27 protein-coding genes and 2 pseudogenes are annotated in these 26,083 nt (G+C 39.9%); 16 read left to right on the top strand and 13 right to left on the bottom strand.

Going from position 1 to position 26,083, the window contains the following annotated elements; all coding sequences use genetic code 11:
• Nucleotides 1-589, top strand: a 589-nt coding sequence (locus VB073_RS15000; protein ID WP_323405004.1) for a YdeI/OmpD-associated family protein, incomplete at its 5' end; no start/stop codon positions are given.
• 130 nt (nt 590-719) lie between these two features.
• The gene (locus VB073_RS14995; protein ID WP_323405003.1) at nt 720-1,196 is read left to right on the top strand and encodes a GNAT family N-acetyltransferase; all 477 of its coding nucleotides are present in this window, start codon (nt 720-722) and stop codon (nt 1,194-1,196) included.
• Between the two features lie 90 nt (nt 1,197-1,286).
• Here VB073_RS14995 and VB073_RS14990 read toward each other — a convergent pair.
• The 7 genes and pseudogenes from VB073_RS14990 to VB073_RS14960 all read right to left on the bottom strand — a co-directional run.
• Nucleotides 1,287-1,622 (bottom strand): annotated as a pseudogene (locus tag VB073_RS14990) (HEPN domain-containing protein); the annotation flags it as partial.
• Nucleotides 1,623-1,696: 74 nt separating this feature from the next.
• Nucleotides 1,697-2,020 carry a nucleotidyltransferase domain-containing protein gene (locus VB073_RS14985; RefSeq protein ID WP_323405002.1) on the bottom strand — a complete coding sequence of 108 codons (324 nt, stop codon included), beginning with the start codon at nt 2,018-2,020 and terminating at the stop codon, nt 1,697-1,699.
• Nucleotides 2,021-2,170: 150 nt separating this feature from the next.
• Complete coding sequence (locus tag VB073_RS14980; protein ID WP_323405001.1) at nt 2,171-3,433, bottom strand: RNA polymerase sigma factor; 1,263 nt, start codon at nt 3,431-3,433, stop codon at nt 2,171-2,173.
• Nucleotides 3,434-3,435: 2 nt separating this feature from the next.
• Nucleotides 3,436-3,777 carry a YciI family protein gene (locus tag VB073_RS14975; protein ID WP_323405000.1) on the bottom strand — a complete coding sequence of 114 codons (342 nt, stop codon included), beginning with the start codon at nt 3,775-3,777 and terminating at the stop codon, nt 3,436-3,438.
• 72 nt (nt 3,778-3,849) lie between these two features.
• On the bottom strand, nt 3,850-4,290 hold the full coding sequence (locus VB073_RS14970) for a GNAT family N-acetyltransferase (RefSeq protein ID WP_323404999.1): 441 nt from the start codon (nt 4,288-4,290) through the stop codon (nt 3,850-3,852).
• 105 nt (nt 4,291-4,395) lie between these two features.
• On the bottom strand, nt 4,396-5,226 hold the full coding sequence (locus VB073_RS14965; RefSeq protein ID WP_323404998.1) for a zinc finger domain-containing protein: 831 nt from the start codon (nt 5,224-5,226) through the stop codon (nt 4,396-4,398).
• 11 nt (nt 5,227-5,237) lie between these two features.
• Nucleotides 5,238-6,374: a GyrI-like domain-containing protein gene (locus VB073_RS14960; protein WP_323404997.1), complete on the bottom strand. Its 1,137-nt coding sequence runs from the start codon at nt 6,372-6,374 to the stop codon at nt 5,238-5,240.
• 253 nt (nt 6,375-6,627) lie between these two features.
• Between VB073_RS14960 and VB073_RS14955 the strand changes: the two genes are divergently transcribed.
• The 8 genes from VB073_RS14955 to VB073_RS14920 all read left to right on the top strand — a co-directional run bounded on the left by VB073_RS14955 (nt 6,628) and on the right by VB073_RS14920 (nt 12,618).
• Nucleotides 6,628-7,986, top strand: coding sequence for a S41 family peptidase (locus VB073_RS14955; protein WP_323404996.1), 1,359 nt, complete (start codon nt 6,628-6,630; stop codon nt 7,984-7,986).
• Between the two features lie 120 nt (nt 7,987-8,106).
• A complete protein-coding gene (locus tag VB073_RS14950; RefSeq protein WP_323404995.1) occupies nt 8,107-8,874 on the top strand; it encodes a hypothetical protein in 768 nt (255 codons plus the stop codon).
• A gap of 67 nt (nt 8,875-8,941) precedes the next feature.
• Complete coding sequence (locus VB073_RS14945; protein WP_323404994.1) at nt 8,942-9,667, top strand: type II CAAX endopeptidase family protein; 726 nt, start codon at nt 8,942-8,944, stop codon at nt 9,665-9,667.
• A 230-nt stretch (nt 9,668-9,897) separates the two neighbouring features.
• Entirely contained in the window at nt 9,898-10,341 is a 444-nt protein-coding gene (locus tag VB073_RS14940; RefSeq protein WP_323404993.1) for a GNAT family N-acetyltransferase, read from the top strand.
• A gap of 321 nt (nt 10,342-10,662) precedes the next feature.
• Nucleotides 10,663-11,190, top strand: coding sequence for a hypothetical protein (locus tag VB073_RS14935; protein ID WP_323404992.1), 528 nt, complete (start codon nt 10,663-10,665; stop codon nt 11,188-11,190).
• Nucleotides 11,191-11,614: 424 nt separating this feature from the next.
• Complete coding sequence (locus VB073_RS14930; protein ID WP_323404991.1) at nt 11,615-11,869, top strand: hypothetical protein; 255 nt, start codon at nt 11,615-11,617, stop codon at nt 11,867-11,869.
• 5 nt (nt 11,870-11,874) lie between these two features.
• Nucleotides 11,875-12,039 carry a hypothetical protein gene (locus tag VB073_RS14925; protein WP_323404990.1) on the top strand — a complete coding sequence of 55 codons (165 nt, stop codon included), beginning with the start codon at nt 11,875-11,877 and terminating at the stop codon, nt 12,037-12,039.
• A gap of 84 nt (nt 12,040-12,123) precedes the next feature.
• The gene (locus VB073_RS14920) at nt 12,124-12,618 is read left to right on the top strand and encodes a phospholipase D-like domain-containing protein (protein ID WP_323404989.1); all 495 of its coding nucleotides are present in this window, start codon (nt 12,124-12,126) and stop codon (nt 12,616-12,618) included.
• Here the strand turns inward: VB073_RS14920 and VB073_RS14915 are convergent.
• From VB073_RS14915 to VB073_RS14900, 4 genes and pseudogenes are all read right to left on the bottom strand, one after another.
• Nucleotides 12,596-12,814, bottom strand: a complete 219-nt coding sequence (locus VB073_RS14915) for a heavy-metal-associated domain-containing protein (protein ID WP_323404988.1) — start codon at nt 12,812-12,814, stop codon at nt 12,596-12,598. The genes VB073_RS14920 and VB073_RS14915 overlap by 23 nt on opposite strands.
• Before the next feature lie 8 nt (nt 12,815-12,822).
• The gene (locus VB073_RS14910) at nt 12,823-13,485 is read right to left on the bottom strand and encodes a lysoplasmalogenase family protein (protein ID WP_323404987.1); all 663 of its coding nucleotides are present in this window, start codon (nt 13,483-13,485) and stop codon (nt 12,823-12,825) included.
• 79 nt (nt 13,486-13,564) lie between these two features.
• Entirely contained in the window at nt 13,565-15,793 is a 2,229-nt protein-coding gene (locus VB073_RS14905) for a heavy metal translocating P-type ATPase (RefSeq protein ID WP_323404986.1), read from the bottom strand.
• Nucleotides 15,794-16,464: 671 nt separating this feature from the next.
• Nucleotides 16,465-16,542 (bottom strand): annotated as a pseudogene (locus VB073_RS14900) (ORF6N domain-containing protein); the annotation flags it as partial.
• Nucleotides 16,543-16,661: 119 nt separating this feature from the next.
• Between VB073_RS14900 and VB073_RS14895 the strand changes: the two are divergent.
• The 5 genes from VB073_RS14895 to rlmN all read left to right on the top strand — a co-directional run bounded on the left by VB073_RS14895 (nt 16,662) and on the right by rlmN (nt 24,057).
• A complete protein-coding gene (locus VB073_RS14895; RefSeq protein WP_323404985.1) occupies nt 16,662-17,261 on the top strand; it encodes a helix-turn-helix domain-containing protein in 600 nt (199 codons plus the stop codon).
• Between the two features lie 94 nt (nt 17,262-17,355).
• The gene (locus tag VB073_RS14890; protein ID WP_323404984.1) at nt 17,356-18,666 is read left to right on the top strand and encodes a TolC family protein; all 1,311 of its coding nucleotides are present in this window, start codon (nt 17,356-17,358) and stop codon (nt 18,664-18,666) included.
• Between the two features lie 34 nt (nt 18,667-18,700).
• Complete coding sequence (locus VB073_RS14885; RefSeq protein ID WP_323404983.1) at nt 18,701-19,765, top strand: efflux RND transporter periplasmic adaptor subunit; 1,065 nt, start codon at nt 18,701-18,703, stop codon at nt 19,763-19,765.
• A gap of 11 nt (nt 19,766-19,776) precedes the next feature.
• Nucleotides 19,777-22,872, top strand: a complete 3,096-nt coding sequence (locus tag VB073_RS14880) for an efflux RND transporter permease subunit (protein ID WP_323404982.1) — start codon at nt 19,777-19,779, stop codon at nt 22,870-22,872.
• Nucleotides 22,873-23,175: 303 nt separating this feature from the next.
• Nucleotides 23,176-24,057 carry a 23S rRNA (adenine(2503)-C(2))-methyltransferase RlmN gene (gene rlmN, locus VB073_RS14875; protein ID WP_416349559.1) on the top strand — a complete coding sequence of 294 codons (882 nt, stop codon included), beginning with the start codon at nt 23,176-23,178 and terminating at the stop codon, nt 24,055-24,057.
• A 138-nt stretch (nt 24,058-24,195) separates the two neighbouring features.
• On the opposite strand, the gene VB073_RS14870 is transcribed toward rlmN, so the two are convergent.
• Both VB073_RS14870 and VB073_RS14865 read right to left on the bottom strand, forming a co-directional pair.
• Entirely contained in the window at nt 24,196-24,573 is a 378-nt protein-coding gene (locus VB073_RS14870; protein ID WP_323404981.1) for a hypothetical protein, read from the bottom strand.
• A complete protein-coding gene (locus tag VB073_RS14865) occupies nt 24,554-24,784 on the bottom strand; it encodes an antitoxin VbhA family protein (protein WP_323404980.1) in 231 nt (76 codons plus the stop codon). Before VB073_RS14865 ends, VB073_RS14870 begins: the two co-directional genes overlap by 20 nt.
• Before the next feature lie 246 nt (nt 24,785-25,030).
• On the opposite strand from VB073_RS14865, the gene VB073_RS14860 reads away from it, so the two are divergent.
• Entirely contained in the window at nt 25,031-25,975 is a 945-nt protein-coding gene (locus tag VB073_RS14860) for an AraC family transcriptional regulator (RefSeq protein ID WP_323404979.1), read from the top strand.
• The last annotated feature ends 108 nt before the right edge of the window (nt 25,976-26,083 follow it).

The raw sequence follows: 26,083 nt of genomic DNA, 5'->3' as shown, positions 1-26,083 counted from the left end.
GAATGAAATGAGAACCATTATGAAAACTGATGTTCCTGAATTACTGTTTCCTTCACGTAGTGATTTTCGCACATGGCTGACTGAAAATGCGAAAAAGAGCGACGGAGTATGGCTTGTGTTCGGCAAAACGAAAGAGGTTGTTACCCTGACAGCAAATGATGCTCTGGAAGAAGCATTGTGTTTTGGTTGGATAGATGGACAGATGAAAAGCATTGGCAACACAAAATACCTGAAATATTTTTCTCGTCGTAAGGAAAAAAGCATTTGGTCCGATAAAAATAAGAAAACGGCGGAAATGCTGCTGAAAAAAGGATTGATGACTGAATTGGGAGAAAAAGCCGTGGAGACAGCAAAAGCAAAAGGCTTATGGGATGCACCAAAACACGATGCCATAACCGATGAACAAGTAGAAGAGTTTGCGGAAAAGTTGGCTGGCATTTCTCCGGCGTATGAAAATTTTAATAATATGTCGCGGTCGATACGATTCACATACACGAAAAGATACCTTTCATTTAAAAGTGAGGAAGCACGACAGCGTGATTTCGAGAAAATTGTAGACCGACTGAATAAAAACCTGAAACCTATGTAAAATGCTTGGCATACAACGAGGGGCTTTGTGAGATCATGGTTGTAGCCTCGCAAACAGTTTTCTGCGAACTTCAATGTTTGAATCCCGTAGTAAGTGATGTGAAAATGACTACATTCGTAAAAATGAAAAAATGGACAAAATAAGACAGGCAACAAAATCGGATGTGAAAAGTATTACAGAGTTATTTTACGAGACGATCCAAAACATAAACATAAGAGATTATTCCAAAGAAGAAGTTGATGATTGGTCGTCGTGGAGTAACGATGTTGAAAAATGGGAAGAAGGAGTCGTCGAACAGTATTTTGTCCTTTATGAGATGGATGATAAAGTTGTCGGTTTTTCTTCGGTTGCAAAGGATGGTTATTTGGATTTTATGTTTACGCATAAAGATTTTCAAGGTAAAGGAGTTGCAAAAAGGATGCTGGCAGAATTGGAGAAAAAAGCAATACAACAAGGAAATGATTTTATCTACTCCGATGTGAGTATTACAGCAAAAGATTTTTTTCTTTCCCAAGGATATAAAATTGAAAGACAACAATTAAAACGCTCAAAAGAGAAAGAGTTGATTAATTTTAGAATGACGAAACAATTAAAAGGTAAGAATTAAGTAACTGATATCCGGCAAGTGGTTGGGTGACTTTAACTGAAAAAGGTTGACAAATAGTAAAACGGATTACCCTCCCGCTCTTAGCCATGGTTAGCTATCCTGTATCAAATTATCTTCTATCATTGCGATAAAGTCCTCTGTTTGTGGACGTAATTCTGTGACCATTTCTTCATCGTATTGGACAAAGTCATCATAATCACTGCTTATGCGGTCGTTGAATAAACGGCTATAAAATAGTGAATAATGCTTTTCTATTTTCCCGTTGACAACAAAATGCAGAGAGAACATTTGTTTAACACCCTGATGGGTCTGCGCGGTAATATTATGCTTTATTAAAAGTGCTATCACTGCATAGTAACAAGCATAATATAGCCTATTTACAGCTGCATTATAAAATTCAGCCTCTATTAAGCTATCGGCTTCTGCTAATGTTTCTTTTACTCGCTACAGGCGATAGTCGACTAACAAGAGACGTTCTGAATCGGCTAATGGGTGTTGTTTCATTGCAATCTGACTCCTTCATTCATCACGTTTATAAAAAAAGGTGTACGAAATGGACGGTTATACCACTCTTTTCGAGTATATACCAAAGGGCTGATGCTCACTTCGCAATTGCCTTGCAGTTCTAAATCATACAATGATTCTGTGATATGCACTTCTTCCTTATAGGATAAGTTTTCCTTGTTCACCAAAATCAACAAGTCGATATCGCTGTCTGCATTTGCATCCCCCCGTGCCTCCGAGCCATAAAGAATCACTTCAGCTTCGGGTGCAACCCGTTGAAGGACCATTTTTATAGCTTGTACTATTTCGGGACGTTTCATCTTGCTCTCAATTAGTTGGTTGTAAAGATAGTATTTTTTTACACCGTTCAAAGAAACCGATTCTTTTCATGATTTTCTTTACCAGTTGTTTTGAAAGGCATTTGACACATATATTTGGGGGGTATTCCCCGTTAATTATCCATTGGCTCCTCAATCTTTATCCCATTGCTCCTTTAGCTGTAACAATCTGCTTATTTCTTGTCTGAGTGTCTCTTGTTCTATTTTGGATTTGGTTAATTCCATAGCCCTCGTATAGTGTTGAATAGCTGTATCAATATCCACATTAGCATACAAATAGCCTAATAACTCATGGAAGTAATTGCTTTCCGGAAGCTTTAACTTCTCTACTTCTTTTATTGCTTTTTCATAGCCATAGACCTTGGAAAATGCAAATGCCCTGTTCAGGGCTGTAACAGGAGAATACTCGATGAGTAACAGTTTATTATATAATTGCAAGATATGCGACCACTTGTTGTCATCTGTGGGGGTAGTATGCCAATAGGCTATGCCAGCTTCTAAGTGATACTTTGAAATTTTTATATCATCAAATGCATTGATTAGATAGTAATTGGCTCTGTCGATAAGTGATTTATCCCAAAGACTTTTGTCCTGTTTGTCGAAAAGTATGGCTTCACCGTTTATACCTGTCCTCGCTTCCAATCTCGAACTCTGAAAACACATTAGGGCAAGCAAGGCATTCAGTTGTGGGGTATTGGTTAGTTTGTTTTCAGTCAGGACTACCGCTAATCTGACGGCTTCGGAGCAAAGCTCTTTTCTGATTAGCTGACTATTGGTCTTGGAGAAATATCCCTCGTTGAAAAGCAAGTACAACGTTTTTAGGACGGTGTCCAATCTCGTTTTTATATCAGTTTCCGTTAAATCCCTGATTTCAAAGTTATCATTTCGCAAATTAGTCCTTGCTCGTAGCAGTCTCTTTTTAATGTTTTCCCTATTTGTCAAAAAAGCATTGGCAATTTCTTCAACACTGAAACCACATAAGATTTGAAGTGCCAGCGCAATTTGGGATTCTATCGGGTTGGCAGGATTACATACAGCAAAGATCATGGCTAATTGACTGTCCGCAATGATTTGATTGTCAAATTCTAAATCCTTTTCAAAATCGGTATCTACGGGTGTTATGGCATTCCTGACTTTATTTTCAAAAACGGATTTATGCTTGAAATAGTCTTTTACCTTGTTTCCGGCCACGGTATACAGCCATGCTGTAGGGTTATCGGGTATGCCGTAGATAGCCCAATCTTCGGATGCTTTCAAGAAAGTATCGCTGGCGATATCTTCGGCAATTTCAATATGCGACAAGCTAAAATGACGGCAAAGTACAGCCGTCATCTTAGCATATTCCTGTCGGAACAAATGAGGTAATAACTCGTTATATGATTTCGATTTATCCAATGCTAATCACGTTTTAAGACCTCTCTCACTTCTATACTCCCTCCAATCTTAAAAATTGGATTCTCTTTGGCAATTTCTACCGCCTCTTCAATAGTATCGACTTTTACGACGATATAACCGCTAATAAATTCCTTGATTTCAGTATAAGGGCCATCAGTTATCACGTTGTCAGCTTTTACAGTTTTCGCACTTCCCAAAATTGGCAATAATGTATTACCCTTATCAGCCAGTTTATTTTGTGCTGCGATGCCTCCCAACCAGTTCATTCTTTCCTGCATTTGCTCGGGAGATGGTTTGAAATCGGCGATGTCTTTTAGTCTGAAAATTAATGCGAATTCTTTCATTGTCTTATAATTTTAAAATGTACTCTAATGACGATCGAGTTTATGGAATGGGGACAACTTATAATCTTTTTTTCAGATAGTTTTCAGATAGACCATATCTGCAAGTTGTATTCCCTCCTCAAATATTGAATGGTCATAATTATCTGTAAAAAAGTTCTTGATACGATGCGATTTCTCAAACCCGCAACTTTCGTAAAATGATAAAATTGACGGTACTTCGCCTGTTCCGACAAGCATTGTTTTATAGCTGTTTTTGTAATAATCAGCGATGAATCTTATCAATGACGTAGCATATCCTTTACCTTGGTATTTTTGATAGGTTGCTATGTTCTTCAGTTCACAGGTTTCTCCATCTATTTCCGCGACAACGCAAACCGTTTTCAGATCGTCATCATACAATGCAAACATATCGCCGTTTTCCAAATATCTGTCAATCATATCCTCCTGCTCGTCTGCTAACAGCAACAAGTCAAGATATCGTTTCTTGTTATGGGTAATCTGTTCTATTCTCATTTCGGACAGTTTATCATTCGTCTAATATTCAATTTTCTACTTCATTTTCTTATTGCATTGTCGTTCCTTGCTCCTGACATATTATTTTGTTCGTTTCAAGATGCATTATACGATCCGTTGACAGGTAGGACAATAATAAACCGAACCGCCCAAATAAGCCTCTTTCATTATTGTGTCGCCGCAACGTGGACAAGGGTTTTTCCATGTTTTAGCAGAGAATATGCTGTTGTATCTTCCGTTGTTGCCGTAAAGGTCGGTTTGTGTGTCACGCCCACCCTTATCGGTCATTTCCTGTAATGTGCCCTTTAATGAGTTGAAAAGTCTTTCTTTTTGATTTTCAGATAGATTGAATACCTTTTGTTTGGGATGGATTTGTGCGTTAAACAGAATATCCTGCGTTACGCCGTTGCCTACGCCGGGAATTCGTTGTTCGGTAGCGAGCAGGGCTTTTGCCGATAATGTATTTTTAGCTTCTGCAAAGAGTTTGTCGAATTGATTCGGCGTATATTCTTCGCTTAGTGGCGAAATGCTTTCCCTGCTTATTTTGTAATATTTATTGTCGATATTGTTGTCGGGATAGACATTGATAAAACCGTACATGGCGACCGTGAACACAAGGAAGGAATCATCGTCGAAAGCAAGTAACAACTGATAATTCGCCGGAATTTTATTCCCCGGATTATAATAGCGGGCACTTACTCCGTCTCCGATATTCATCGTGATATTGTCCGAAAGATAGAAATCGACAAACATGCCGTATCCTTTGGATGAGAGGATCGTTTTTCCGACCAGCAACTTGCCGTACTGCATCGGATCGCCATTGTAAAACGTGAACCGGTGTGGCTTTGTCGCGTTAAAGAGCTGCGTTATCGTTTTGCCGCCGAGAGTGTCTCGGACTTGCCTGCTTATGGTTATCACTTCCGGTAATTCTAACATACTATTGCGTTTTATTTGTCGATGGGTATATATATTTCCGTTAATAATTCGTCAAGCGGGGTTTCGCCCGGAGTATTCAGATAAATCTCGAATGTTTGAGGTTGATTCTGATGGTATATACTGCCGGGCAACCATTGCTCATAAATGGTTTTATACAGTTCAGGCAAGCCGGAATAGCCCCCTTTATGCCTGAAAATGGCATACATGCCGCCGGGAATCTCCTGAACGGAGAATTCTTTATCGGATTGCAAGCTCTGGGAACTTAGGATTCCGAGATGAAACCGTTTGCGTTCCATTGACGTAACGAAAGGATTATCCTGACTGATGCTGATATAGCGGCTATCCGTATCCGTTCTCAGGTGTGTCTCTTTAAAATCCGCCAGTTTTTTCCAGATAGCGGCGTAAGCCTTTCTGTCAAGGAATGCATGTCCGACCTCCAGGCAAATGGCCTTTCGAGTGTTTATCCATCTGATGGTCGGTTGAATCGAATCATCGCCTTGCGGCTTTATCGCTTTCGGCTGATATTTCGCCCGGTATTCAGACATGGATATGCCGAAATGCTTCTTGAACGCTTTTGCCAGACTGAATTTGCTCTGATAGTTTGTCTGTCGGCGAATATCTTCAATGGAATATCCGGTAGCGATAAGCAAGTGGGCTATATATTCCAAACGCAGCCGTTGAATGTATGTGCCTACGTTTTCTCCGGTCACGTTGCGGAATACTTTCCGAAAATGATAGAAAGAAAAATTGGCTGTTGCAGCCAGCTGTTCGGGATCGATCTCCCGAAACAGATTCCGCTCGATATAAGTTTTTACCCGGTTAATAACTTCAGAATGGATATGTTGCGTTTCTTCCTTATGATTCCATCGTTTCAGTGTTGGAAGCCGTTTATTTAGCAGTGTTCTTAATTCCTGCGGAGTGTAATTTGTTCCCGAATACCAGTTGTATTTATCGGTATATTTTACCCAGATATCCACCATCTTGGTCATAGGGATGATATCAACGATATATTCCCCGTCTTTCAGACAGTAATAACAATATTCATCGCTGTGTGAGCTGTCGGCGTTAGTACCTAGGTACTCTTCCACATCGAACCGGAGCGGCATTCCGCAACTCTGGCAATATCTATTCTTGTTGCCTGCATCCATAGCTCGTACATTAAAAAATAAAGATACAGAATAAGTCTGAGAAATAGTTGTCCTAAATAGCTATTTTTAATGTGAGATATTGTTATAATTCAGGACGGATGTTCCTCTTCGTGTTGGAGTTAATGTTGATGAAAGTGAATCCCGGATAAAACGGGATGCCTTATTTTGGATTTGATTCAAGAAAGCGGTAGTTATCAATACTATTACGTATATTTGCCGAAGCGTTAGCGGCAAAACAAAAGGAGAAAATGATATGAAAAGAATTTGTATTACTTTAAGTCTAATCCTATTTACGGCAACTATATTCGGACAAGCAAAAAATCTCACAAGAGAACAAATGATTCAAGACATCGACACGTTATTCTCAAATATAGAGAAAGTGCACGTTGATATGTATGAAGCTTATCCTAAGCAGCGTATAGAAAAGGATATTGAAACCTTAAAGGAGAAACTTAAACCTACCGGTAACACTCTTTATTTTTACAAACAAGTAACCCCACTGGTTGTAAACCTTGAAGATGGACATACAAATGTAGCTTTTCCTTTTGATGCACTAGAAAATATCCCCAATCTTACTCTATTTCCATTTTATATTAAAGTAACTTCGCCTGACAAATCTATTTTTGTGGCAGAAAATAGTGTTCAGCCCCAAAATATAATTCCTGTCGGAGCAAAAATTACAAGCATAAATAACCGAAAAGCAAGGGTTTATGTGGAAAAGATGATGAAGTATGTCAGCGCCGAAAAAGATTTCTATAAAACGGAACTGTTGGAATATTTTTTTACCCCTCTACTATACACACTTTATCAGGATTCCGTTTTCGATATTAAATATATCTACAATGGTAAGAAACAGGCTATAAGAGTAAAAGGAATCTCTTTTAAAGAGAAATATGAAAAACTTTTTCAACAAAGCAATTCCGAAGCCGATGTTCCATACACTTTTACGATTTTAGAGAATGCCAATATTGGTATTATTGATTTTAAATCATTTGTCGATGTGGATAAGTTCAAACTCTTTTTAGATTCCACTTTTCAGGTTTTACAAAAGGAGAATATTGGAAATCTGATTATTGATATTCGAGAGAATAGCGGTGGAAATTCAGCGTTAGGTGATGAGTTACTACAATACATTTCCCCTGTCCCATTTGCACAGTTTGGAAAAACTATCGTAAAAACATCCGACATTCAAAAGCAGTTTTTTAAGTCTCGTTACAACAAAGATATTTCGAAACCCAACGGAATTGAAGTTTTTGACGAAAATACAGAATTAACGGAGTTGAGAGATAATAACTTTCGCTATAAAGGCAATGTTTATCTGCTGATAAGTCATAAGACATTTTCAGCAGCAGCAAGTTTTGCTTGGGCTTTTAAGTACTTTAAGATAGGAAGTGTAATCGGAGAAGAAACTGGTGGCTTGGCAGTGTGTTTTAGCAACAATGTTAGCCAGAAGCTACCCAATAGCGGACTGTATTTCAACACTTCTTGCGGTAAATATTACTTGTATGGAGCTACTGAAAACAACAAACACGGCACATTGCCTGACTATAATGTGAAAAGAGAAAAAGCATTAGACTTTACAATCGAATTAATCAACGGACGAAACAAATAAATGTTCTACTGCTAATACGGGCTTTACGCCAGCCCCCAGACCGTTATGTACTATTTGCGAACATTACATTCGTACTTGGGAAAAGTAAAGGAAAATGATATAACAAATATTCAATTATAAATGAAAAAACTATTTTTGATTGTTGCAGGTGTTTGCTTTTTTATGATTTCTCATTCGCAAACGAAAGTCTATGTGATAGGTACTACACATACCGAAAAAGACGAAATTAATGTGGAAAGGTTTGAAAATATTTTGGGTAAAATTGGTCCAGATGTAATTCTCGTAGAACTTGATAGCACGATGTTAAGGAAAGAAAAAGGTTTCAATTTCGAAAATGAACATCTTACGGGTTCAATGGAAAATTTAGCGATGTATAATTACCAACAAAAAAATCGGGTTGTATTGCGTCCATTTGACATAACTAACCGCAATAAGTTTTATAGAGAATCCGGCTATTTTGCCAAAGAGAGAGGGATGTTTAATGACTTGCATGAAATGCGAAAAAAGCATGAATTGTCGGAAGCAAATGAAAGGTATTTCGACCTTGCATGGAGTATCTTAGACTTTTATGCTGAATCTGAACATAGGATGTTTTCAGATATTAATTCTGATGTTTGTCAGAAGTTTACCGAGTTGAAATACACTACTTATGATATTTTTCTGCAAATTTGTAAAGACGAACCGAAATTACAAAAATGGGTTGATTTTGCACAGCTACAAAGAGATTTCTGGATAAAACGGAATCAAACCATGGTAGATAATATCACTCATTTTGCAGAAGAATTTAGAGGAAAGACCATAGCAGTAGTAGTTGGATATGAACATCTTTATTTTCTTGTGAATCAATTAAAAAAGAATGAAAATGTAGTGTTGAGTGATTGGCGCTAATTTTTATTTGTAATTGGGAACTTTTGAGGTTTATGGTAATTTTGTGGTAAGACTTAAAACGAATAAAATGATTTTAAAAATAATACTGTTTGTTTTTTCAACAGGTGCTTTGACAGTAATATTTGTTCTTACTCAGCAAAAAACAGGTTTGAGTTTTGAAAAAATATCATTGCCTCAATTAGCACCAGCCATTGCTGTTTTGGTATTATTTCTAATTTATAAAGATTTACCAGCACGAATAAATTTGTGTTTTGAAAAAGTTATTTTGACCAAATCGTTAATAGCATTTATTTTACCTATGCTTTTATTTGCTATTTCTTTTTTCATAGAAAAGCAACTAAACCTCAATGTAAAAATTACAGAAAATTTGACAAATCTTCTATCTTTGATGATTACGGGAATGTTAATTGGTGCTTTGGGAGAGGAAATTGGTTGGAGGAGTTTCTTACAGCCAATTTTTGAAAAAAAGAATTCTGTTTTAGTCGCGTCAATTTTTGTTGGAATTATTTGGGGGCTTTGGCACATTGGACATTATAAAAATGGATTTTTGTTTATGACAGGATTTCTTCTATTTACAATCTCAGCTTCGATAATAATTGCGGGGTTACTACGAAGAACAGAATACAATTTGATTATTTCTGCAATATTTCACTTTTCTATTAATTTCGGCTTTTTGGTTTTTTTCCATAATTCACTAACCGACAACAAATTTATGTTGATAAATGGACTTGTTTGGTTAATTCCTGCAATTGGAATTGTAATTATAACTGGAAAGGATTTGATAAAAATATGAGAAAACGTCATGTAAAAAGCGGTTTGGCATCAGTTGGGTCGAACGGGAGCGTTCGACACTTTTTCGCAAATTTGAGCTTTGTCCCTCGCTCGGAACTTTCTACTGAGAATCCCGCCCGAACGCAAAGCCCCAGCCTGTTACCTGCAAGCGAACGACAACAGGGTTAATAAGATGAATGCTGTTAATTCTAATATTTTTGTAATGACTTTTTTTGGGAAAAAGAGTAAGTAATGAGAATAGAAAAGATTACCCATAACAAGAAGCAATATCTTGATTTATTGCTGTTGGCAGACGAGCAAGAGGATATGATTGACAGGTATCTGGAAAGTGGCGATATGTTTGCACTCTACGATGATGACTTGAAGACCGTTTGTGTTGTTGTAGCGATAGACGAAGAAACCTGCGAATTGAAAAACTTGGCGACCTATAAAAAATATCAAGGTAAAGGATATGCTAAGGCAATGATAAAGTTTGTCTCAGATTATTACAAAGACAACTACAAAACTATGCTTGTTGGAACAGGTGAAACTCCGTCAATATTGACATTTTATGAAAGTTGCGAATTTGGAAAATCCCATTCTATCAAGAATTTCTTTACCGATAACTATGACCACCCAATATTTGAAGAAGGAATACAACTTATTGACATGGTTTATCTGAAAAAAGAGCTATAAATGCTACTGAAAATATAGACGTTTACATGAAGGTCGCTCCACCATTGGCAACCATTGCTTAAATGTTTGATATTCTATATCCATTGAAAATTTCTGCGTATATACGCATTTTTTTCAGGGGGAGGTTTTGAACGAGTAAACTCGTTCTACGTTCTCTTAATGGAATAATTCAAGCGATCTTGCCTTTTCACTTGGCATTCACTATCTTTGTACTTATAGTTTCGTTACTCACCTCCTATACGATTATTTATAAAGAAGAATCAATCCTCCCAGATACTGTCTCCTGAAAACTATATCCTCCAGAGAGCCCGTAACCTCCCGTTGTTCAAATGTTATGTCAATGAGGACTGGAATGAAGAGGGCAGTATCACGCATTTAACCATCTCCCGCAAGCATATCAATGGGAATATCACCTTTTGTTCCTATCTGGTGGATCTGAAATGCCTGGGGATAAAGGATACGATGTACAAGTTCAATATACCGGATTTTGAATTCGATGAGTTTGTGGGTCAAGTGGATAGCAATCTCCATCTGATGGAAATCGATTACAATCTGGCACATAATATTATTTATGCGGCGTGGGAATTTGGAGAAGAGATCGGATTTGAACCTCATAAGGATTTTCTATCCATCACCCAGTACATGCTTGCGGAGTACAGTGACGATATCCCCCTGATTGAGATCGCATGTGGTGACAAGGACGGAAAGCCGCTTTACATACAAGGACCCTTTGAAGATGACGCGATGGCCAATATGATCATCAATAGGCTGGAGAAGAATGTGGGGGTGGGAAACTTCCATTTTGTCATGGGTGACGATGATCGTATTGGCGACGGTACTTTTGCCTGAAGTATGACGACAAGTTGTGCTGTTCGATTATGTGAAAAGGTATAATTTGTATGTGGTTTGAGTAGCACTCATTTAGAGAGAGAATAATTACGGAGAAACCCAGAAAAAGCTACAAATATGCAAGATTCTCGTTTATTTTTGGTAAATTTGTGATATGAGACGGAATCCTCAACATATTGACATAGAAATTGATAAATTGACGAACTCGATTGAAAATGTTATTACTGGTGACAGTTTCCAGACCGATGTTTCTTTGATTGACTAAGATGATTTAAAATCAATCACAAAGAAAAGCGGATGGCTTTTCGATTGGAAAAGTGAGTATAAACAAGTTGATAGGGATGTTTATAAATTGACGATTACTGGCAATCCCAATGTAATTCAAGGGTTGATTAGCATAACAGAAAGAGAAGATCACGTTTATATGCATTTGATAGAGAGTGCTCCGTTTAATTTAGGTCAGAAAAAAGTATACTTGGGTGTACCTGGAAATCTGGTCGCATTTGTTTGTCGAATTTCATTTCATCGAGGATTTGAAGGTTATGTTTCATTTACTGCTAAAACACAATTGATTGGTCATTATGAGAAGACACTTGGAGCAATTAATATCGGTGGACATTTGATGGTAATCAATACAGAAGCTGCGTTAAAACTGATTGACAAATATTTTAAAAGATAGATATTATGGGATTGATTAGAGAACCTTTAGATGTGGATTTATTTGTTGACCCAAGACCGTTAACAGAGAACGAAAAAAGAATGATTGGTGATTTCATTAAGGCGGACAAAAAGAAAAGAAAAAGTAAAACGACATCGAAGAAAGATACCTATACCCAACATACTGTGTAATATTGGCAGGGATCTCTTATTGCTCCACAATGGATATGTAGAACGCTGAATTATCATACAAGATTGCCGTATTATAGAAGTGTTTTGGAAGCCTTGACTGGAATAGCCCCTTCTTCCAAGAATGAGCCGGACAGAATCAATATGCTTTACGATCCCAAAATATTTCTATCTGTTTTGAGGCGAGATTTCGAGGCCGCGAAAGAAGAGATATTGATAGTATGTCCATATATCCGGAAAAAACAAGTCGATATGACGCTGGATTTGTTGAAGATTCCTTTGTCGAAAAATATACCTGTTACAGTTATTACCCGGCCTGTAGATTCATATCGGGAACAAGAGCGGCAGAGGAAATGTATTGAAACTCCTCAAGAGAAGGTAATCGTCAGGACAGAACCTGATGTCTATCAGAAATACATCATCATTGATGACCAACTCGTTTGGTATGGGAGCATCGGACTTCTCGAGTATATAAATTCGGAAGATACTATCATGCGTCTGGAAACGAAAGAATTGGTTCGTGAACTGACGATACTTATCCAGCCCAATCGTACTAATCTTAATCCAAAGCTTCAGCCTTAAATCCTTTGCTCTGGACAATGGCGATCACCTGATCTGCGGTAATTCCTTCAGATTGTATGGTCAGGATTTTATCAGGATTGTTGATATCCACATTCCATTCACGGATGCCTTCTGCATTATCCAGTCCGGGTTTAACCCTCGAAACACATCCTCCGCAGTTGATAGTTGTCTTGAATTGAAGTTCTTTTGTTTCCATATTGTTCATTATTTTAATAGTTGTTTGTAAATGCTATTGTTTGAATTGATGATCAATGCCAGGGTCATCAGGATATGCGACAGATAATAGGTCGGCATGATCAGCTGGTTGTATTCCCTATATCCCGCGAACTCCGAGAAAGCAATGATCGTATCGGAAAAGACGATGCTGGCGATACCGGCGACGAATAGGCTTTTCGGTAGTGCCGGAAATCGAAGTCCCCCTGCTGCAGCGAGCGAAAGGCACGATATCAACAGGTAACCCAGCACCGCTGTCATCAATATGCTGTTATCGATATTGGGGTAAATCATCACGAAAAAGAGAATAAGATATCCCAACAATAGCACGGAAAGTATCCACCAGTTGATTTTCCCGTTTTTCAACGAGAACCAGAAGAATCCGACATGACCGAAGAAAAAGAAAAGGATGCCGTAGATGAAGCGGGCGGGAATGCCATTTCTGTTATCGAGGAACCAGTCGCCGATGATGGAAAAGAACAATGCGGTGATGAAAATCCAGATATCTTTTCTGATCCTGACATTGTACACCATCAACAGGATAACCATACTTGATGCGGCTACACCAACCTTGAAAACATTGCCGGCTCCATTCAGTGCCAAAATAGCACATATTACTGGAATGGCGATCAATAGGTTTTTGTACTTTTTCATTGTTTCTTATAATTCAATTGGTCTTGTCGGACGAAAACGGAATTGTTACACGCCAAAGTCTACAACTAATTATCAGCCACTATGAATTGATATTTTTCCATTTCAACCGTAAACTATTGGTCACCACGCTTACACTACTCAATGCCATTGCCGCACCGGCGATCATCGGATTCAAGAGGAAGCCGTTGATGGGGTAGAGGATGCCTGCCGCGATAGGGATGCCGATCATATTGTAGATAAACGCCCAAAACAGGTTTTGCTTGATGGTCGCTATGGTCTGTTTGGAGAGCCGTATCGCCTGCGGTATCTTGGTGAGCTCGGACGAGATGATGGTCATTTTGGCGACGTCCATCGCGATATCACTTCCTTTTCCCATGGCGATGCTTACATCCGAAGTGGCAAGCGCCGTACTGTCGTTGATGCCGTCGCCGACCATCGCTACTGTCTTGCCCTGCTGTTGCAATTCCTTGATAAACTCGGCCTTGTCCTGTGGTAATACTTCGGCTTTGTAATGATGAATGCCGGTCTGCTGTGCGATGACCTTTGCCGTAGCTTCATTGTCGCCGGTCAGCATATAGAGCTCGATGCCCATATCCTGCATCTGGCGGATGGCTTCTATCGATGTCTCCTTGATCTTGTCGGAAATGGCAATCACCGAAAGTGCCTGCTGGCTGTTGGCGAACCAGATCACAGTCTTGGCCTGGTTGCCCCATTCATCGGCATATTTTGATAATTCATCTGGGATGGTGATATTGTTTTCCGTCAGTAGTTTTTTGTTGCCTGTGAAATAGGTTTCGTTGTTATAATCGGCCTTGGCTCCTTTTCCGGTGATGCTGTCGAATTTTGTCAATGGAGTGGTGGCAGTACCTTCCAGATGTTTTGCCACCGCTTCCGCTAATGGATGTTCGGATTGTTTCTCGATACTGAACAGGATATCTTTGGTGGAATCGTCGTTATTCAGCCACCGGATATCGGTCACCTGCGGCCTTCCTTCGGTGATGGTACCGGTTTTGTCCAGTACGACGGCATTCACTTTCTTCGCCAACTCAAGACTTTCGGCATCTTTAATCAGGATACCGTTCTCGGCACCTTTTCCTACGCCGACCATGATGGCGGTCGGAGTGGCCAATCCCAAAGCACATGGACAAGCGATTACCAGTACCGTGACGGCTGCGAGTAGTCCATGTACGATACCATGATCACCACCTAAAATTACCCATAGGATAAATGATAAGATGGCAATTCCGATCACTACGGGGACGAAAATCCCTGCGATCTTGTCGACCAGCTTCTGGACGGGGGCTTTGCTTCCCTGTGCGTCCTGCACCATCTTGATGATCTGGGCCAGCATCGTCTCCTTACCGACTTTCACCGCTCTGAACTGGAAGCTTCCCTTCTGGTTGATGGTACCGGCAAATACTTTTTCGTCTTTTTCCTTCAATACGGGGATGGGCTCGCCGCTTAGCATGCTTTCATCCACATAAGAATTTCCGGATGTAACGATACCGTCCACCGCGATTTTTTCTCCCGGTTTGACGATGATAATATCATCCACGTTCACATCCTCGATATTGACCTGTTCTTCGATGCCGAATCGTCGTACCACCGTGACGGTCTTAGGTTGTAATCCCATCAACTTTTTAAGTGCAGTGGATGTATTGCCTTTGGCCTTCTCTTCGAGCAATCGACCTAACAAGATAAAAGCGATAATGACTGCCGCTGCTTCGAAATAGACGTGTGCATGCAATCCCCTCTGATGCCAGAAATCGGGGAACAACATATTGAATACGCTGAACAGGTAGGCGATACCGGTACTCAAAGCGACCAGTGTATCCATATTGGCGGAGCGGTGTTTGGCTTGCTTCCAAGCATTGACATAGAAATCCTTCCCCAGCCAGAATACGACAGGAGTGGCGAATAGCCACATGATCTCGTTAGCATAGGGCATATCCATAAAGAACATGCCGATGACTACTACCGGCAGCGCCAATATGATTGCCCAGATGGTTTTCTTTTTGAGTTTTTGGAATTTCTCGGCGTGGATATTCTCCAGGGTTTCCTGTTGAGTGGTTTCATCTTCGATCAACAGGTCGAAACCGACATCTTGCACCGCTTTTTGTATCGTTGAGATATCGGTGACGCTGGGTTGGTATTCCACCGTCAGGTTTCCTGTCCCGAAATTGACCGATGCATAGACCACCCCCGGTTCATGCTCCACGATAGTCTGGGCGCTGCTGGCACAGGATGCACAAGACATCCCCAATACCGGAAGGGTCTGCTTTATTGTTTTTGTATTGTCTGTTGCCATAGTTTTTTAATTCTCTTTTCGTTACGACATGTCACAGACAAGTTTGGTGTCTGTCCATCTACATAACGAAATACTACAATTTTAGTTGACAATGCAAAGATGGAAATAAAAAGAGATTATCCTGTTGTAGTTTTATGGATTTGATTTGTAAGATTTACGGATGGGGTTTATTTTTCGCAGAATGTGTGGAGATTAGAAGTATTATTCACCGCAATTTTTGCGGTGTATCAATGGTGTTTTCACCGAATGTAGGTTGTATGTCAGATATCTATGAGATTGTACTAATTCCAATATCTCGTTGATAGATAATTTATTAATTCTATATGTCTTCGTTTGTCAATGTTTGAGAGTAGATTTTTGGGTGAAATAACTTTGTATTTTGTTCTATCTTTTAAATTTTCCTCCCATTTTTGACAACAACCAAACAACTCCCTATTTTCTTCCGGACAAACTACAATATTTTGGTCCCTCTATCAAGACGGCTCCAGTGGCCTCCAGTTTATCAGCCAGAATTTGGTCTGCTATTCGTCGTTTATATTCCATTAAAAAACTCATTTCCTGTATGATTGCAAAATAGTATAAAAAATTGTATTACAGTATATTTTTGTATTAAAATGGATAGTTTGGCATATTTTTGATGGTGCGTTTGACTTTTTCGAGAGCAACAAATTATTCAAGATTACAATTTGTGATCTTGAAAGTTCTTCACTTGTAGCCTCAAACATAAAATCATCACCTTCAAAGCGTTTCAACAAATATTTTTTGCGGAGATTATAAGTACTAATGCATAAATTTTTTCCTCAAATAATTTTTTATACCGGAAATTCTATTTATTTTTGCAGACCAAACGGTCGGTTTATTGATAGTGATGAATGAAGCGAGAGAACATATTTTAAAAAAGGCTACGGTTCTATTTCTACAGAAAAACTTCAAAGCTGTAACGATGAAAGATATTGTAGATGCTACAGGTCTTTCTAAAGGGGCTTTTTATCACTATTTTCCGAGTAAGGAGAAACTCTTTCTTGAAATAGTAGAGACCTACACAAAAATGTTGAGTATTGATTTTGAGAGTTTCAGTAAAAATTCATTTTATGAGTTTTATCATGATTATATCGTCAGCAGCTTCAAGAAATTTATGAAGTTGAAAGAATTTCTTGGTGATACGAACGATGAAGATGACATCACTTATTTTACCTTAACTTATGATGCGATGAATCTTTTTCCCGGTTTTAGTGAACGAGTAAAAAAACTTCATGTCGAAGAATTATCAGCTTGGGAAAAAGTTCTACAATTGGCTATAAAACGCGGAGAAATTAAAAGCTCAATGACAGCTATGCAAATCGCCCAAATATTTGTTTACATCAGTGACGGTATCGGGCAAAGGTTGATTATGGAAGGACAAATCAGGGGAATTCAAGACCAGTTACTGGCTCTTTGGGATAGTTTATACGCTGATTTGAAAGCATAAATTTTTTTAAAATAGAAACATACCGAACAGTCGGTTTATTACTTTTGATTTATTGCATACCGAACGGTCGGTTTAAAAGTTAAATACAAATGATATGACAACAAAAAAAGTAATCGTGACGATACTGTTCATTTCTGCAATGATGCAGTTATCGGGGCAGGACACAAGGATATCGCTGTCGATAAAGCAATCCTGCCAACTGGGAATTGAGCAGAATGTAGATGTGCGGAATTCCGCATTGGAACAACAGAAAGCGCATTACCAATTAAAAGAGGTACAAAGCAGATTGTACCCTCAGTTGGAAGCCTCGGCAAATTTAGCTTGTTACAAACTGCTCATTCCCGCAGCAATGCTCGGACAAAAAATGGAAATGGGACCGGATTACAGTTGGTCGGGCGGTTTGAACTTGACGCAGTTGCTATACAGCCAAAGCTATTTTACGTCGCTGAAATTAGCCCGCCGGATGGAAACGCTGGGCGAATTGAACCTGCAACAGAAAAAAGAAGAGATCATTTTTCAGGTATCTCAACTGTATTATCTGTGCCAGACTACAAACGAACAAATTGTGCAGTTGGAGGCGACATTAGAAAAAATGGAACGCCTGCTTGATATTGTGAGACTTCAAAATGAACAGGGCATTATCCGCAAGGTGGATTATTCGAGGATTTCGGTGAACAAAAACAACTTGCAAACGCAGGTGGATAACCTGAATCAACTCTATATCCAACAACTCGGTTTGTTGAAATATCTCATCGGATTACCTGTCGAAACGGAGATAGTCTTATCTGATTCCCTTGCGTTCTTGCCTGCCGTTTTTTTTAATGGAAGTTCCGATTTAACGAACAGGACGGAATTGCAACTATTGGATAAAAAAATAGAAATGGCCGAACTCAACCGTAAAATAAACAAGCAAGCCTACTTGCCGACATTGGCTGGATTCGGGATTTACATGCAGGGACAAAGCAAAGAATTCGAGCCTTTTAACGGAGACAAGTTCTACCGGATTGGAGTGGTAGGGATGAGGATGACCATTCCTATTTTCGACGGTTTTGAAAAACGCTCGAAAACAAGACAATACGATTTGGAATTGAAGCAATTGCAAAATACGCAGGAAAATATGGTTGATTATTTTTCGAAAGAATATGCTGATGCGATAATCCAATATAATAACAGTTATAGTGCTGTGATCCGGCAAGAGGAAAACATTAAACTTGCCGAAGAAACCTATGATGTCACTCTGCAAGGTTACCGTCAGCAGGTGGTTCCGCTGTCCGATTTGCTGATGTCGGAAAGCGGCCTTACCGAAGCCCGACTGTCGTATTATAACGTGCTGATGCAGTTGAAAAATGCAGAACTGGGAGTAAGAAAGGCAAAAGGGGAACTGTCTCTGTTAATTGAAAATTGATAATGAATAGATAACTCATAAATATTTTAATCGTATGAAAACAATCAGAAAAGCGCTGGTGATAGCAGTTATTATACTTGTGGTGGCGGGAACAGTCATTATTTTGTTCGGCAATAAAAAAGCGATGGATGACGAATTGAGAGCATTGCAGCAATACAACTCGGTGGTGCCTGTCGAAATAGTCTCGCCGAAAAAGCAACATACTTCGCAGAACATTGTCGAAAACGGTGTTTTGCAATCAGGAGCGGAGGTGAAAGTTCTTTCCGAAACTTCGGGGAAAGTACTGTCGGTAAGTGGAAACATCGGTGACAGGGTATATGCGGGTCAAACGCTGGTAGCGGTGGAAAAGGAAGTAATCGAAAGTCAGTATCAATTGGCAAAGGCCAATCTTGAAAATGCCGAAAAAGACTTTGAGCGTTACACTAACTTAGCCGATGGCGAAGCCATTACGCAACAGCAACTGGAAGCTGCAAAACTGAAATATCAAAATGCGCAGACGCAGTTCACACTGTCGAAGAAGCAACTTGAAAACACCACTATCCGTTCGCCTGTCAATGGTGTGATTTCTAAACGCCTGATAGAAGAAGGTTCTTTTTTGATGTCTTCCATACCTGTATTCCTGATATCGGAACAGAACCGCATGGTTTTCATCGTAAACGTTGCGGAAAAAGATATTTTAAAGCTGTCTGCGGGACAGAAAGCGGATATTTCAATAGATGCTTTTTCGGGAAAATTGTTTTCGGGAAGCATACGGGGGATAAGCGTGATTCCCGATTTGTCGGGGCGCTACACCGTAGAGACCGTGTTGAATAATCCCGACGGGAAACTGCGGTCGGGAATGAGCGGGCAGGCAGTTTTTGTACATGAAGTAAATGAAAGCGGTTTTGTCATTCCCCGTAAATGTATTACAGGCAGTGTGCGGGATGGGAGAGTATTTATCGTCCATGGTGACAGCGTAATGTCGAGACAGGTAAAAGCCTTGTCCCTGAACCAAACCGAAGCTTTGGTTATGGAAGGAATAACGGAAACCGACAGGATTGTGCTTTCTGGGCAAATTAACTTGCAGGAAGGCAGTAAGGTAAGAATTATCAACCAGTAAGAATTATAACGATGAATATATCAGAAATATCCATAAGACGCCCCACATTGGTGGTCGTCTTATTTACCGTGCTTGTGTTCTTGGGCATTTTAAGCTACAGGTCGTTGAATTATGAACTGATACCCGAATTCAGTTCGCCCATTTTCACGGTGGTAACTGTTTATCCCGGAGCAGGCCCTGCTGAAGTGGAGAACAGCATCTCCAAACATATTGAGGAGGCTGTTTCGGGTTTGCCTAACATAGATGTCATCCGTTCCATTTCGCAGGAAGGCTTATCTATGGTAATTGTAACCCTGAAAATCGATGCGGAGGTAGATCCTGTCCTAAACGATGCGGTACGTAAGATTCAGTCAATTGGCGGGTTGTTACCGCCCCAGGCACGGGAACCTGTCGTTACGGAATATTCGGTAAACGTCCTGCCTGTGATGACATTGAGCGTAAAAGCCGACATACCGCCGACAGCACTGTTCGATGAACTGAATTTTCGTGTCAAGCCCGCTTTTGCCAAAATTGACGGGGTTGCGGAAATTACTTTTCTCGGAACGACGGAACGAGAAATACAAGTGAATATCAATCACGAAAAGCTGGATAATTACAATTTGTCCGTGTTGCAGGTGGTACATGCCGTACAGGCGTCGAACCTCGATTTTCCGGCGGGAAAAATTGCGGACGACCGCAGTCAAACCATGCTGCGCATGTCTGCCAAGTTTACGCAAATATCGGAGTTGGCAGACCTTGTCATCACTCAACGTCCCGACGGTTCTTCGGTAAAACTGAAAGACCTCGCGGAAATCATTGATGCCGAAAAGGACGTCAGTTCGCTTTACCGGGTGAACGGCGAAGCCGCCATAGGTATTCAAATCAAAATGCAGGACGGAGCCAATACCGTTACCGTTTGCGAAGCGATAAAAGAAGAAATTTTCTCGCTCGAAAACCGCTACGCTTCATCGAATATGCAATTCAGTATTCCGCAGGACGGCTCGCAAATCATCATCAACGCTACCGACTCGGTAAGTTTCGACTTGGTATTGGCGGTTATATTAGTAACGCTTATCATGCTGTTTTTCCTGCACAGCGGACGCAACGCAGTGATTGTAATGGTTGCCGTGCCTCTCTCCATTATTTCCACATTTGTAGGAATGAAATTAATGGGATATTCGCTCAACCTGATGACTTTGCTGGCGCTTTCCTTGGTTATCGGGACATTGGTGGATGATGCCATCGTGGTGCTCGAAAACATATACCGCCACCTCGAAATGGGAAAAACACGCTGGCAGGCAACTATCGACGGCATACGTGAAATAGGGATGAGCGTGGTTTCAATCACGCTGGTAATTGTGGTGGTATTTCTTCCTGTTGCCTTGTCCGACAGTGTTATATCGCCTATTATCGCGCCCTTTGCCATGATGGTGGTTATTGCCGTATTATTAAGCCTTCTGGTAGCGTTTACTGTTGTTCCCTTGCTTACCTCTCGCTTTTCGAAGCTCGAATCGCCGGACAGGAAAACACTGTGGGGAAAAATCGTCACAGGCTTTGAATGGGGAGTCGGAAAGTTTGCAGACGCCATTCAACGCATTCTTCAATGGTCATTGTGTCGCAAATGGCTTACGCTAGGGCTTGCCGCCACAATGTTTGTCGCTTCCCTGCTGCTTGTGGCAGGCGGTTTTATAGGAAATGAATTTATGAATGTCGGCGACACAGGAGAATGTATCGTCAAGGTGGAATATCCGAAAAACTATACGATTGAGCAAAACAACCTGATGACGCGGAAAATAGAGGAAGCGATCAGCCGGAAACCCGAAGTAATCGGTATCTATACCTCCGTGGGCGGCGGGTCGGGTTTTCTGACGGCACAAAGCGGAAATTACCAATCCGAAATCAATATCAAGTTAGTGGACAAGGATAAGCGGGATATTTCGTCCAATTTATTTGTAAAAAGGCTCGAGCGTGAATTGAACGAAACATTTACCGATGTAAAAGTAGAGTCGGCAGTCGTAAGTCTTATTGGTGGTGTCGATGACACTCCAATTCAAATTGTTTTTCAATCGGCGAATATTGACAATTTGATGGTGTTTGCCGAAGAAATGCAGAAGCAGATAGCGCGGATACCGGGTACGAGCAATGTCAGATTGAGCATCGGAAGCGGAAATCCCGAAGTGGTAATCAGAACGGACAAGGAAAAAATGGCACGCTTGGGACTGTCGCCCGCAGTGGTAGGTTCAACCCTTTATACTTCGTTCAGCGGGAATACGAACAATAAATTCCAAAGCGGCAATTTCGAATATGACATCAATGTACGCCTTGATGCCTTTAACCGCCGATCTATAAGCGATGTCGAGAACCTGACCTTTATGAACAATATGGGGCAGACGGTAAAACTTAAACAGTTCTCGACCATTACGGAAGAAACGGGTACTTCGAAACTCGAACGCTACGGGCGCATATCGTCCGTGATGCTCGAATCGCAGGTTTTGGGCAGGCCTGTGGGAGATGTCGGTAATGACATAATAAGTCTTCTCGAAAAAACGGGTATGCCTGAAGGAGTTACATACGTTCCCGAAGGAGAACTTAAATATCAGGAAGAAGCCTTCGGAAGCCTCGGCACGACTTTACTGATAGCCATTGTGCTCGCCTACCTGATTATGGTTGCGCTGTATCAAAGTTACCTGCATCCTTTTGTTGTGCTGTTTTCCATCCCGCTTTCCATTATCGGTGCTTTGCTGGCTTTGGCGCTGACAGGGCAGGCGCTCGGTATTTTCAGTATTTTGGGTATTATTATGTTGGTGGGTTTGGTGCTTAAAAACGCCATACTGGTGGTTGACTTTGCCAATCACCTGCGCAGGGAAGGAAAAAACATCCACGACGCATTGACCGAAGCTGTAAAGCTCCGCCTGCGCCCTATTCTGATGACATCCGTTGCCATAGTGGTCGGGATGTTACCCATTGCCCTCTCGCATGGTACGGGTAGCGAATGGAAAAGCGGCATGGGCTGGGTGATTATCGGAGGCATGATTAGTTCAATGTTGCTTTCGCTGGTTGTGGTTCCCGTGGTTTATACCATTGCCGAACAGGCAAAAGCACTAGTTACTGGCGGTAAGTACAAGTAAAATAAATTTATGCAAAGGTGGTCGATGAAAAAGCTGCTAAAGCTATAAAATTGAAATCAGGCAATGATTGTTTAAAAAAAGATGTAACTTTGTAAAAAATTAAAATACAATGTATTATAACTTTCGTTCCTCAATAGCACGTATCTTTAGAATTCGTGCATAATTCATACTGAGAAACTTCTCTCGGTTTTCTTATAGCCCTCAATTCCTTTGAGGGTAAAATTCTCATTATTATTAATTACTCGAATTTGAATACGTATTACGATGTACGTGTTCCGCGAATTCGTATATAAGAAAACAGGTATGGATTTAAAATTATTGAAAACAGATAAAGATCAAAATACAACAAAATATCTTTTTGAATTAAATGACGGAAACAGGATAGAAACGGTATGTATCAAACGTAGAACAGGCATTACAGTATGTGTAAGCACGCAAGTTGGTTGTGCTGTAGGATGTGCTTTTTGTGCTTCGGGTTTACATGGTTTGATACGAAATTTAACTGCATCGGAAATTGTTGCACAAGTCCTATCTGTCAAAGAGCGCATTAACCGTATTGTTTTTATGGGAATTGGCGAACCGCTGCACAATTATTTGTCGCTGATTGAATCAATTCATATTCTTCGAGACAGAAACGGATTGAATTTCCCAACAGATGGAATTACCGTATCAACGGTGGGTGTACTAAATAGACTTAAAAGGTTACGTGAAGAACATTTGAAAATTCAATTAGTCTTGTCGCTACATGCAACAAACCAGTCGGTTAGAAACAGGTTAATTCCAGGAATGAAAAGGAACAATATCGAAGAAACAGTAAAGGCCTTTCTTTCTTACGGCAAACGGCATAACAGAAAAGTAACCGTTGCATACTTGCTCTTCCCGGGGATTAACGACCGTATTTCTGATAAGAAACAGTTAGCAAAATGGTTTAGAGATGAAAATGTACGTATCAATCTCTTGCCATTTAATAAGACTATTGGAACATTTCGTTGTGCGACAGCCGAACAATTACAAACTTTCAAGAAAGATTTGGAGGCATTGGGCTTAGAAGTGACTATTCGCAAAACAGAAGGGCGAAATATTCAAGCCGCATGTGGACAGTTAGTTATTAAACACAAAAACAAATTTAATTCTGAAGCTAATATGAAAGAAAAGTACAATCAAAAAAAGTGTCTTGGTGATTGATGTCACCCATATTTTAGAGATTTTGAGGCAACATAATCTTTCAAATCAGAAACTGGTTGGGTTGCTTCAAATCCTCTATTAAATTGTCTTCACCGAGTTTAATCTCGAAGAGTCCGTATGAAGCGTTTTGCAAGTGTGCTACTGCATCATTTCAATTCCTTTCTTGTCTGTTTTTTTGATTTTACGGTATTCGGCAATTAAAGAATCAATGTAAGCAAAAGCAGTGGTAAATCTGTCCTTAGGGAAGAACTGTTTTCCTTCCTTGCTTATTTCAACACTCCTAATTTTTCCAGCCCATGCATAAACGTCTTGAAATAAATGTTTATGAATATCCAACAGCGTTTCAGCTCCTTTTATTTTAATCGGCTTAAGGTATAATTCTTCCAGCCTTCTGGCTACATTGAGATTTTCGAATACGGTTAAAAATTCTTGATTTTCAATATTGGCCAAATTGCGCAATATTCCTGTTTTGGGATTTGTGTAGGAATGGTCGGGGTCAAGATATTTGTAACGCATACATCTCTTTTAATCGTTGAAGGAAAACGGTAGGGCTTATGATGTTTTGTTTCCATTCCAGATAGAGTTGTATCAATTCAGGCGACGGTTCAAATCCTTCGAACATATTGGAGCCGATTGCATTTGCCGTAGCTTCGAGCGATGCTAAATCAGGAAATTTAATCCCCATCAAGGTCAAATTTTCCCGGTCTATTTTCAGAGGATTATACATGATGATTTATCTATATGATTACCCAAAGATACAACTTTTTTAGAAGATTTGGTATATGGAGGTTCAATTAAATCAGTAAATTAGGTTAATCGGAGGTGTTCGAGAAAAGAGATTTCATATTGCCGTTTTATGGGTTTGATTTGTGAGATTTATGGATGCGGTTTATGATCTGGTTATTGTATTTCAGCAAGATTTGCATAATATATAGTATAATCATTATGTAACTTTGCACGGAAAACTAATGATATGAATGCTAAACAGCAGAGTAAACAGGAATACACTGCTCGGATAAATCGAGTGATGGATTATATAAGGCTTAACCTGGATAAGCCGATAGACCTTGATGTATTAGCGTATATCGCTTCTTTTTCGCCATATCACTTTCATAGAATATTCACAGCCATGGTGGGCGAAACACCGAATAATTTTGTTTCCCGTATCAAACTTGAAAAGGCTGCACAACTATTACATGACAGTCCTAAGGCTTCGGTGAGTGATATTGCGCTTATTTGCGGATTCATCAACATATCCTCATTCAGCAGGGCATTCAAAGGATATTTTAATATGACTACAACCGAGTTTCGCAATCAAGATAAAGCTCTCTATATTAAAAACGGGATCAGATATAGCAAGGATTGCAAAGCGGTTAGCAAGATCGGCAAAAATACGCAACATATAAATGATCAATTTTGCACTGTAGAACTTAAACAATTAATCATTATGGATGCAAAAATTGAAATTAAACAGATGCCTGAACTCAAACTTATTTATTGTCGCCACATGGGTGCGTTCGACAAGATTGGGCAGGCTTACGAGAAACTTTTCAAGTGGGCAGGTCCTCGCGGACTTGTAAACCAGAACACGAGAACGGTAACCGTTTATCATGATGATCCCGCCATCACGACCATTGATAAAGTACGCCAAGATGCCAGTATGATTGTGGATGGGGATGTAAAAGTGGAAGGGGAAATCGGAAAATCGATAATCCCATCAGGTAAATATGCTGTGGGTCGCTTTGAAATTAAAGAAACTGAATTTGAACAAGCATGGAATACGATGTGCGCCTGGTTAACCGAAAGTGGTTATCAACCCTCCAATAGCCCTACTTACGAATACTATCACAATGATTACAGTGAGGATGCCGAACATAAATTCATAGTAGATATTTGTATTCCAATAAAACCGTTGTAATAGCTATTAGCAGTTTTACGTATAGCTTCCACTCAATCTATGATTTAGTTTCGACAAACAAAGACATTCTGACTAAGAGGCTGTCTCTCCATGAAGTTAATCTTCATT

Origin of the sequence: Proteiniphilum sp. (assembly GCF_034927365.1) — a bacterium.
GTDB lineage: Bacteria > Bacteroidota > Bacteroidia > Bacteroidales > Dysgonomonadaceae > Proteiniphilum.
The sequence above is the reverse complement of the archived record's forward strand: the minus strand, read 5'-3'. Positions and strand labels throughout refer to the sequence as shown.

Coding starts and splice junctions, on each gene's coding strand:
- VB073_RS14995 (WP_323405003.1), top strand. CDS start 720: ATGGACAAAATAAGACAGGCAACAAAATCGGATGTGAAAAGTATTACA.
- VB073_RS14985 (WP_323405002.1), bottom strand. CDS start 2,020: ATGAAACGTCCCGAAATAGTACAAGCTATAAAAATGGTCCTTCAACGG.
- VB073_RS14975 (WP_323405000.1), bottom strand. CDS start 3,777: ATGAAAGAATTCGCATTAATTTTCAGACTAAAAGACATCGCCGATTTC.
- VB073_RS14970 (WP_323404999.1), bottom strand. CDS start 4,290: ATGAGAATAGAACAGATTACCCATAACAAGAAACGATATCTTGACTTG.
- VB073_RS14965 (WP_323404998.1), bottom strand. CDS start 5,226: ATGTTAGAATTACCGGAAGTGATAACCATAAGCAGGCAAGTCCGAGAC.
- VB073_RS14960 (WP_323404997.1), bottom strand. CDS start 6,374: ATGGATGCAGGCAACAAGAATAGATATTGCCAGAGTTGCGGAATGCCG.
- VB073_RS14955 (WP_323404996.1), top strand. CDS start 6,628: ATGAAAAGAATTTGTATTACTTTAAGTCTAATCCTATTTACGGCAACT.
- VB073_RS14950 (WP_323404995.1), top strand. CDS start 8,107: ATGAAAAAACTATTTTTGATTGTTGCAGGTGTTTGCTTTTTTATGATT.
- VB073_RS14945 (WP_323404994.1), top strand. CDS start 8,942: ATGATTTTAAAAATAATACTGTTTGTTTTTTCAACAGGTGCTTTGACA.
- VB073_RS14940 (WP_323404993.1), top strand. CDS start 9,898: ATGAGAATAGAAAAGATTACCCATAACAAGAAGCAATATCTTGATTTA.
- VB073_RS14930 (WP_323404991.1), top strand. CDS start 11,615: ATGCATTTGATAGAGAGTGCTCCGTTTAATTTAGGTCAGAAAAAAGTA.
- VB073_RS14925 (WP_323404990.1), top strand. CDS start 11,875: ATGGGATTGATTAGAGAACCTTTAGATGTGGATTTATTTGTTGACCCA.
- VB073_RS14915 (WP_323404988.1), bottom strand. CDS start 12,814: ATGGAAACAAAAGAACTTCAATTCAAGACAACTATCAACTGCGGAGGA.
- VB073_RS14910 (WP_323404987.1), bottom strand. CDS start 13,485: ATGAAAAAGTACAAAAACCTATTGATCGCCATTCCAGTAATATGTGCT.
- VB073_RS14905 (WP_323404986.1), bottom strand. CDS start 15,793: ATGGCAACAGACAATACAAAAACAATAAAGCAGACCCTTCCGGTATTG.
- VB073_RS14895 (WP_323404985.1), top strand. CDS start 16,662: ATGAATGAAGCGAGAGAACATATTTTAAAAAAGGCTACGGTTCTATTT.
- VB073_RS14890 (WP_323404984.1), top strand. CDS start 17,356: ATGACAACAAAAAAAGTAATCGTGACGATACTGTTCATTTCTGCAATG.
- VB073_RS14885 (WP_323404983.1), top strand. CDS start 18,701: ATGAAAACAATCAGAAAAGCGCTGGTGATAGCAGTTATTATACTTGTG.
- VB073_RS14880 (WP_323404982.1), top strand. CDS start 19,777: ATGAATATATCAGAAATATCCATAAGACGCCCCACATTGGTGGTCGTC.
- rlmN (WP_416349559.1), top strand. CDS start 23,176: ATGGATTTAAAATTATTGAAAACAGATAAAGATCAAAATACAACAAAA.
- VB073_RS14870 (WP_323404981.1), bottom strand. CDS start 24,573: ATGCGTTACAAATATCTTGACCCCGACCATTCCTACACAAATCCCAAA.
- VB073_RS14865 (WP_323404980.1), bottom strand. CDS start 24,784: ATGTATAATCCTCTGAAAATAGACCGGGAAAATTTGACCTTGATGGGG.
- VB073_RS14860 (WP_323404979.1), top strand. CDS start 25,031: ATGAATGCTAAACAGCAGAGTAAACAGGAATACACTGCTCGGATAAAT.